8 protein-coding genes are annotated in these 7,785 nt (G+C 71.8%); 4 read left to right on the top strand and 4 right to left on the bottom strand.

Annotated features, from left to right (window positions below):
- The first annotated feature begins 348 nt into the window (after positions 1–348).
- A complete protein-coding gene (locus ACIBBH_RS26405) occupies positions 349–606 on the top strand; it encodes a hypothetical protein (protein ID WP_399408621.1) in 258 nt (85 codons plus the stop codon).
- 60 nt (positions 607–666) lie between these two features.
- Here the strand turns inward: ACIBBH_RS26405 and ACIBBH_RS26400 are convergent, their stop codons facing one another.
- The gene (locus ACIBBH_RS26400) at positions 667–1,461 is read right to left on the bottom strand and encodes a phosphatase (protein WP_399408619.1); all 795 of its coding nucleotides are present in this window, start codon (positions 1,459–1,461) and stop codon (positions 667–669) included.
- A gap of 94 nt (positions 1,462–1,555) precedes the next feature.
- Entirely contained in the window at positions 1,556–3,052 is a 1,497-nt protein-coding gene (locus ACIBBH_RS26395; RefSeq protein ID WP_399408617.1) for a PucR family transcriptional regulator ligand-binding domain-containing protein, read from the bottom strand.
- Between the two features lie 192 nt (positions 3,053–3,244).
- Between ACIBBH_RS26395 and ACIBBH_RS26390 the strand changes: the two genes are divergently transcribed.
- Genes ACIBBH_RS26390 through ACIBBH_RS26380 form a run of 3 tightly spaced genes read left to right on the top strand, consistent with a single transcriptional unit; the run spans position 3,245 to position 7,430 of the window.
- The gene (locus tag ACIBBH_RS26390; RefSeq protein WP_399408615.1) at positions 3,245–4,705 is read left to right on the top strand and encodes a sodium:solute symporter; all 1,461 of its coding nucleotides are present in this window, start codon (positions 3,245–3,247) and stop codon (positions 4,703–4,705) included.
- A 56-nt stretch (positions 4,706–4,761) separates the two neighbouring features.
- Positions 4,762–5,742: an agmatinase gene (speB, locus tag ACIBBH_RS26385; protein ID WP_189983115.1), complete on the top strand. Its 981-nt coding sequence runs from the start codon at positions 4,762–4,764 to the stop codon at positions 5,740–5,742.
- Positions 5,739–7,430, top strand: a complete 1,692-nt coding sequence (locus ACIBBH_RS26380; RefSeq protein WP_399408613.1) for a thiamine pyrophosphate-binding protein — start codon at positions 5,739–5,741, stop codon at positions 7,428–7,430. Before speB ends, ACIBBH_RS26380 begins: the two co-directional genes overlap by 4 nt.
- Here the strand turns inward: ACIBBH_RS26380 and ACIBBH_RS26375 are convergent.
- Together ACIBBH_RS26375 and ACIBBH_RS26370 are read right to left on the bottom strand one after the other, a co-directional pair.
- Positions 7,423–7,614: a hypothetical protein gene (locus tag ACIBBH_RS26375; protein ID WP_399408611.1), complete on the bottom strand. Its 192-nt coding sequence runs from the start codon at positions 7,612–7,614 to the stop codon at positions 7,423–7,425. The two genes, ACIBBH_RS26380 and ACIBBH_RS26375, sit on opposite strands and share 8 nt — an antisense overlap.
- Positions 7,548–7,724 carry a hypothetical protein gene (locus ACIBBH_RS26370; protein WP_399408633.1) on the bottom strand — a complete coding sequence of 59 codons (177 nt, stop codon included), beginning with the start codon at positions 7,722–7,724 and terminating at the stop codon, positions 7,548–7,550. The genes ACIBBH_RS26375 and ACIBBH_RS26370 overlap by 67 nt, the downstream gene beginning before the upstream one ends.
- Between the last annotated feature and the right edge of the window lie 61 nt (positions 7,725–7,785).

Here is a 7,785-nt window from a genome sequence, read left to right as displayed (position 1 = left end):
ACCTCGGCCATCTCCCCAGGTGTCACACCACCACAACGACACCCACAGCCCAACAGACATGCCACTCACGAGTGAAACTGACCAAGCCCTACTAGGCTCTACGAGTGAATGCCGCAGTGCACGGCACGTCCAGCCGACGAGGATTCGGGACAACGGAACCTCAGCCGCAGCACTCGCCCGGCGCGTCCGGAGCGGGTCGTCCGGAGGCGTCGGCGGAGCAGTCGCGCCTTTCACAACAAGCGGTGACGCCTACGACCGCCCCGCGTTTCTCCTTATTTGCGGTGGCGGCCATCCCCCCCTCGCTTCCTCCGGAAGCCGCGGGAGACGATGGAACGAAAGGTATTTCTCATGCGAGCACACCGCGCGAGGCGTCTCCTCGCGATGTCCGCTTCCGGTCTGCTGATGGCCGGAGGTGCCGCGATCGGCGCGGCGGGCACCGCGTCCGCCTCGGACGACCACAGCGACAGCAGCTACAGCCGCTACTCGGACGACGACCACGGCGGCTGGTGGGACGACGACAGCGACAACGGCCGTCACCACGACGACGGTTACGACCACGGTGACCACGACAAGAGCGATCACCACGACGACGACTGCGACGACTGATCCCCAGCGCTGCCAGAGCGCGACGTGCGGCTCTTCAACAGGGCCGCATATCGCGGCGGTTCAGGCCGCCGTCAGTCCCGCCTCGGCCAGCAGATAGGCCGTCAGCGGGTCGTAGTAGCGGGGGCTGGGCACGTGGTCGTCGAGCGGAACGGCCACCTGAAGGGTGTCCTCGGACTCGGCGAGGAACAGGGCCGGGTCGTTGCAGTCGGCGTAGCCCACGGAGTCGACGCCGTGCTGACCGGCGTATCCCGCCCAGCCGTGGTCGGCGACGACCAGGTCGGGCAGCGGGCGGCCCTCGCGCTCAAGTCCCGTCAGGATGGCCCGCATCGGCTCGCCGGAGTGGGTGTGCCACAGCGTGGCACCGTGCTCCAGCACGGCCACGTCCGCGAACTGCATGACGTAACCCTCCTCCGTCTGCAGCCCGTCCGGGATGACGACGATCTCGCAGCCGGCGGTGCGCAGCGCGGCGGCCGTGGCGCGGTGCACGTCGAGCAGGCCGCCCGGGTGGCCGGTGGCGAACAGCACCCGCTGCTGTCCGTCCGCCGCCTTGCGCAGCCGGCCGGCCAGGCGATCCAGGGCGCCGACGGTCAGTTCGGGGTCGATGGTGTCCTGCCCGTACCGGTACTCCGGGTCGTCGTTGACGCCGACCCGCTCCGCCATCACCGCGAGCACGTCCTGCTCGTCCCTCCAGCGGTCGCCGAGTTCCAGCCCGAGCCAGAAGTTGCGGTCGCCGTTGGCCAGCTTGCGGTAGTGGGAGAGGTTGTTCTCGCGGGGTGTTGCGACGTCGCCCGCGATACGGGTCCTCACAAGGTGGTCGACGAGCTCGGCGCGGCTGGGTGTCCCGGGTATCGGCATGCCTCCATTGTGGGGCAGCGGCCTGTGCGCGTCCCTGGCATATCACCCGCTGGGACGTGGGTCACTTCGCAGGTCACCCGCGTGCGCGGGCCGCTCACAGGTGCCGCAGCGCGAACCACAGTTCCATGCGTACGTCCGCGTCGTCGAGGTCGGCGTCGAGAAGCGCCGCGCACCGGGCGATGCGCTGCCGGACGGTGTTGCGGTGCACCGAGAGGGCCACCGCGGTACGGTCCCAACTGCCGTGCAGGGAAAGCCAGGTGCGCAGCGTCTCGGTGAGCGCGGGGGTGGCGGTGAGGGGCCCGAGGAGCGCGCGGGCGTGGGTCTCGGCCTCGCCGGGCGGCACCAGGTCGGCCAGGGCGTGGCGGTTGCCGTGCCGGACCAGCGCGGTGCGGGTGGCACGGGCGCGGGCCAGGGCGCGGGCCGCCTGGGCGTCGGCGGCCGGCCAGTCGCCCGGCGCGACGGCGGCGCTGACCCCGAGGGCCCAGCCGGGCTGCGGGGCCGGTTCCCGGTCGGCGGGCACGAGGACCCGTACGACGCCGTCGGCGAGGTCGACCAGCGTGGACCCCAGGGCGGCGCCCAGCGCTGAGGCGGCCACCGCGTCGGGGGCCTGGCCCTCCGGCCGCGCGTGCACCACGACCCACCGCTCGGCCCCCAGCAGCGGGGCCACCTCCGGCGGCGGCGTGCCCAGCAGCAGCCGTACCAGCGCGGACGACCGGGCCGCGCCGGCGCTGCTGTGGTGCTCGCCGGTGAGCAGCGACAGGAGCACGGCGGCGACGGAGGCGATGGTGTGGTCCCCGGGCTCGCGGTGGGGGGTGGCGACGCCGAGGACGAAGCCCTGCCCGGTGCCGAGGGCGTAGGCGGCCAGGTGGGTGCCGGCCAGGGTGTCGGTGGCGGAGGAGGGGGCTCGCCCCGTGTCGGAGACCGGCCTTACCACCGTCGCCAGCTGCCCCAGCGCCCCCCGCGCCGCGTCCTCCGGCTCCTGCCCCGCCTCCGCGACCTTTGTGCCGTCCGGGCCGTACAGCACCGCCCAGCCGCCGACCCGCTGGGCCAGCCGGCGCAGGACCGAGGGGACCGGGTCCGGGCGGGAGGCGGCGGAGGCGAGACTGCGCTGGGCCTCCGTGACGCGGCGGAGCTCGGCGAGCCGGGCCTGGGCCATCAGCTGCCAGACGGCCCGGGCCACGCCGGAGAACGTGGTCTGCGGCGGCACCTCCAGGAGCGGCAGCTGGTAGGCGTCGCAGGCCGCGACCAGGGCACGCGGCACCGTGTCGTGCACCGGCGCCAGCCCGAACCCGAGGGCGGCGCCGCCCGCCGCCACGATCCGGGAGACATAGTCGTCGAAGTACGCGCCCGAGCCCGCCGCATCCGGGACGTGGACGCCCGCCGTCAGCAGCAGCTCGCCCCCCAGCAGGTACGGGTACGGGTCGGCCATCTCCGAGGTGTGCGCCCAGTGGATCACGATGCCCGGGTCCGAGGGGCCGGCGATCTGGCGCAGGCCGAGGTCCTCCCTGGCCAGCAGTGCTGACAACGGGACCGGTGGGGTCGGTGGGACAGCTGGGGCGACCGTCTCCGGCATGGTGTGCGTTCCCTCCATCCGGTACCGATCGGATGGATGAAACGTACACTTCGCAGTCGCTTTCCGGCCACCTACTGTCGAGTGCAGACCGGCAGCCCGCGGGTACGGGCGGATGTCCCCGCTAGCCGCTGCCGAGCGTCCCTGCCCAGGAAAACCCCCACGTATCTGCACGACACGCCACCGGGATGTGCGCGAAGGAGGGCCCCTCACATGGCCATCGATTACACAGTGATCGTCGTCTATCTGGTCGGAATGCTGGCCATGGGCTGGTGGGGCATGCGCCGCGCCAAGTCGAAGAGCGAGTTCCTCGTGGCGGGCCGTCGCCTCGGGCCCGCCATGTACTCCGGCACCATGGCCGCGATCGTCCTCGGCGGCGCGTCCACCATCGGCGGGGTCGGCCTCGGCTACCAGTACGGCCTCTCCGGTGCCTGGATGGTCTTCACCATCGGCCTCGGCCTGCTGGCCCTGTCCGTCTTCTTCTCCGCGCGCATCGCCCGCCTGAAGGTCTACACCGTCTCCGAGATGCTGGATCTCAGGTACGGCGGCCGCGCGGGCGTGATCTCGGGCGTCGTGATGTGGGCCTACACCCTCATGCTCGCGGTGACGTCCACCATCGCGTACGCCACCATCTTCGACGTCCTCTTCGACATGAACCGGACCGTCGCGATCATCCTCGGCGGCTCGATCGTCGTCGCGTACTCGACTCTCGGCGGCATGTGGTCCATCACGCTGACGGACATGGTGCAGTTCGTGGTCAAGACGATCGGCGTGCTGCTCCTGCTCCTGCCCATCGCGGTGGTCAAGGCGGGCGGCTTCTCCGAGATGAAGGCCAAGCTCCCGACCGAGTACTTCGACCCGCTGGGCATCGGCGGCGAGACGATCTTCACCTACGTGCTGATCTACACCTTCGGCATGCTGATCGGCCAGGACATCTGGCAGCGCGTGTTCACCGCCCGCAGCGACAAGACCGCCAAGTGGGGCGGCACGGTGGCCGGCACCTACTGCCTGGCCTACGCCCTCGCCGGTGCCGTCATCGGCACGGCGGCCAAGGTCCTCTACCCCAAGCTCGGCAGCCCCGACGACGCGTTCGCGACCATCGTCAAGGACGAGCTCCCCGTCGGTGTGCGAGGCCTGGTGCTGGCCGCCGCCCTCGCCGCCGTGATGTCCACCTCCTCCGGTGCCCTCATCGCCTGCGCCACGGTCGCCAACAACGACATCTGGTCGCGGCTGCGGGGCGTGGTCCGGCGTGACGGGGACGCGCACGACGAGGTCAGGGGCAACCGCGCCTTCATCCTGATCATGGGCGTCGCGGTGATCGGCACGGCGATCGCGCTGAACAACGTGGTGGAGGCCCTGACGGTCGCCTACAACCTCCTCGTCGGCGGCCTGCTCGTGCCCATCCTCGGCGGACTGCTGTGGAAGCGCGGCACGGTGCAGGGCGCACTCGCCTCCGTGATCGTCGGCGGCCTCGCGGTGATCGGCCTGATGGCGGGCTACGGCATCCTCGCCAACGAGCCCGTCTACTACGGCCTGCTCGCCTCCCTCGCCGCCTACGTCGCCGTCTCCCTGGTGACCAGGCCCACCGACGAGGCAGTCCTCATCACCTGGCGCGAGCGTCTCGCCGGGCGATCCCCCGAACTCGCGTCCGAACCGGTCCCGGCTCACCAGTAGAGTCGTATGGAAAGCAGTACATGCGCGATGAAGCGCAAGAAAGAAGGCATTTCACCATGAGCAGCAACGAGACGCCCCGCGGCCCTGTCGACTCCTCCCGCATCCCGCGGTACGCCGGCCCCGCGACCTTCGCCCGGCTGCCCCGCCTCGACGAGGTCGGCACCGCCGACGTCGCCGTCGTGGGCGTGCCGTTCGACTCCGGCGTCTCGTACCGGCCGGGCGCCCGCTTCGGCGGCAACGCCATCCGCGAGGCGTCCCGGCTGCTGCGCCCGTACAACCCCGCGCAGGACGCCTCCCCGTTCGCCCTCGCCCAGGTGGCCGACGGCGGGGACATCGCGGTGAACCCCTTCAACATCAACGAGGCCGTGGAGACCGTCGAGGCCGCCGCCGACGAACTCCTCGGCACCGGCGCCCGCCTGATGACGCTCGGCGGCGACCACACCATCGCGCTGCCGCTGCTGCGGTCCGTGGCCAAGAAGCACGGCCCGGTCGCCCTGCTCCACTTCGACGCCCACCTCGACACCTGGGACACGTACTTCGGCGCCGAGTACACCCACGGCACCCCGTTCCGCCGCGCGGTGGAGGAGGGCATCCTCGACACCGAGGCCCTCTCCCACGTGGGCACCCGCGGCCCGCTGTACGGCAAGCAGGACCTCACCGACGACGAGAAGATGGGCTTCGGCATCGTCACCTCGGCGGACATCTACCGCCGGGGCGCCGACGAGGTGGCCGACCAGCTGCGCCAGCGCATCGGCGACCGTCCGCTGTACATCTCCATCGACATCGACTGCCTCGACCCGGCGCACGCCCCCGGCACCGGCACCCCGGAGGCGGGCGGCATGACCTCCCGCGAACTCCTCGAGATCCTGCGCGGATTGGCCGGTTGCAACCTGGTCTCGGCGGACGTGGTCGAGGTGGCGCCGGCGTACGACCACGCCGAGATCACCTCGGTCGCGGCCTCCCACACGGCCTACGAACTGACCACCATCATGAGCCGCCAGATCGCGGCGGCCCGGAAGGACGCGGAAGCGAAGTGACTCACGACCACGACCTGGTACTCCGCCCGACTGAGGCACAGATCTCGACCGCGCTGAACCCGCCTCCCGGGCGCAACGGCGGAGACCTGGTCGTGGAGACCCTGGCCGGGCTGGGCGCGACGACCGTCTTCGGCCTGCCCGGCCAGCACGCCCTCGGCATGTTCGACGCCCTGCGCCGCTCGTCGCTGCGGTACATCGGTCTGCGGGTGGAGAACAACGCGGGCTTCGCGGCGGACGCCTCCGGCAGGATCACCGGCGAGGCGGCCCCGCTGCTGCTGTCGACGGGCCCCGGCGCGCTGACGTCCCTCGCGGCGTTGCAGGAGGCGGCAGCCGCCTCTGCCCCGATCCTGGCGATCAGCAGCCAAGTCCCGACGGCCGGGCTGGGCGGTGGCCGCCACGGCTACCTCCACGAACTCCCGGACCAGGCGGCCTCGTTCCGGGGCGTGGTGAAGTCGGTCCACACGGTCCGCACCCAGTCGCAGATCCCCTCCGCCATCGCGGCGGCCTGGAAGTCGGCGCTGACGGCTCCGCACGGCCCGGTGTGGGTGGAGATCCCGCAGGACGTGCTGCTGGCCGAGACGCACCTGCCGGTGGTGACGGCGATGGACGCGACGCCGGACGACCTGGTCCCGCGCCCCGAACTGACGGCGGTGGCGGCGGACTTGCTGTCCCGCGCGGCCCGCCCGGCGATCATCGCGGGAGGCGGAGTCGTACGCTCGGACGCCGCGGGCAAGCTCCTGCAGCTGGCCGAGAAGCTCGACGCCCCCGTGGTCACGACCTTCGGCGGCAAGGGCGCGTTCCCCTGGGAGCACCCGCTGTCGATGCAGTCCTGGCTGGAGGACCGGTACACGACGGACTTCCTGGAGGACGCGGACGTACTGCTGGTCGTCGGCTCGGGCCTTGGCGAACTGTCCTCGAACTACCACACGTTCAAGCCCCGCGGCCGGGTCGTCCAGATCGAGGCGGACCTCGGCAAGCTGGAGTCCAACCACCCGGCGCTGGGCATCCACGCCGACGCCCGCCTCGCGCTGCAGGCGCTGCTGGAGACGGTGCGGGAGCGTACGGACCCGACGGCGCCGGAGCGCGTCCGCGCGCTGCTCGCGAAGGTCGAGAACCGTATCGCCGCCCAGGAACTCACCCTGGAACAGGACGTGCTGGCGTCGGTACGGCGGGCGCTGCCGGCCGACTCCCCGTCCTTCTGGGACATGACGATCCTGGCCTACTGGGCCTGGTCGGCCTTCGATCCCCGGGGGGCGAACACCATGCACTCCGCCCAGGGCGCCGGCGGCCTCGGCTACGGCTTCCCGGCGGCGCTGGGCGCGGCCGCCGCCGACCCGACCCGCCCGGTGCTGGCGGTGTCCGGTGACGGCGGCGCCCTGTACTCCATCGCCGAACTGGCGACGGCCCGCCAGTACGACCTCGACGTCACCTGGCTGATCGTCGACGACGGCGGCTACGGCATCCTGCGCGAGTACATGACCGACGCCTTCGGCCAGGCCACGGCGACGGAACTGACCCGGCCGGACTATGTGGCGCTCGCCGAGTCCTTCGGTGTCCCCGGGATCCGTACGACCCCGGAGACCCTGGAGGAGGACCTGGCGAAGGCGCTCACGACACCCGGCCCGTCGGTGGTCGTCCTCCCGGCGGTACTGCGGATGTTCGCGCCGACACACCTGCCCGTCAGCTGACGTCCGACGGGTCCGGGCGGTAGAGCGTCGACTGGTTCGACCGGGTGCTCTGCGAGGACGACGAGGACGACGAGGAGCTGGACTCCGACGACGCGCTCTTGTCGTACGCGCTCTGCTTCACCGCGGTGCCGTTCTTCTCCACCCACGCGGTGATCTGCTGGTTGAGGCTGCTGTTGCCGCCCATGCCACCGCCGCCCGGCCGGATGTAGTGCAGCTCGCCCGCTCCGCAAGGCGCACCATGTGCATGACCTGCTCCGCCATCACCTCCCGCCCGCCCGCAACCCGCCGCAGCACCGCCTCGTCCAACAGCGCGGCAGCGGGCCCGGCGGCGGGCTCTGTGGCTGGCCGTGCACGG

This window comes from Streptomyces sp. NPDC051636 (assembly GCF_044453765.1).
Taxonomy (GTDB): Bacteria; Actinomycetota; Actinomycetes; order Streptomycetales; family Streptomycetaceae; genus Streptomyces.
Note: the sequence above shows the minus strand (reverse complement) of the source record. Positions and strands in the feature narration are given on the sequence as shown.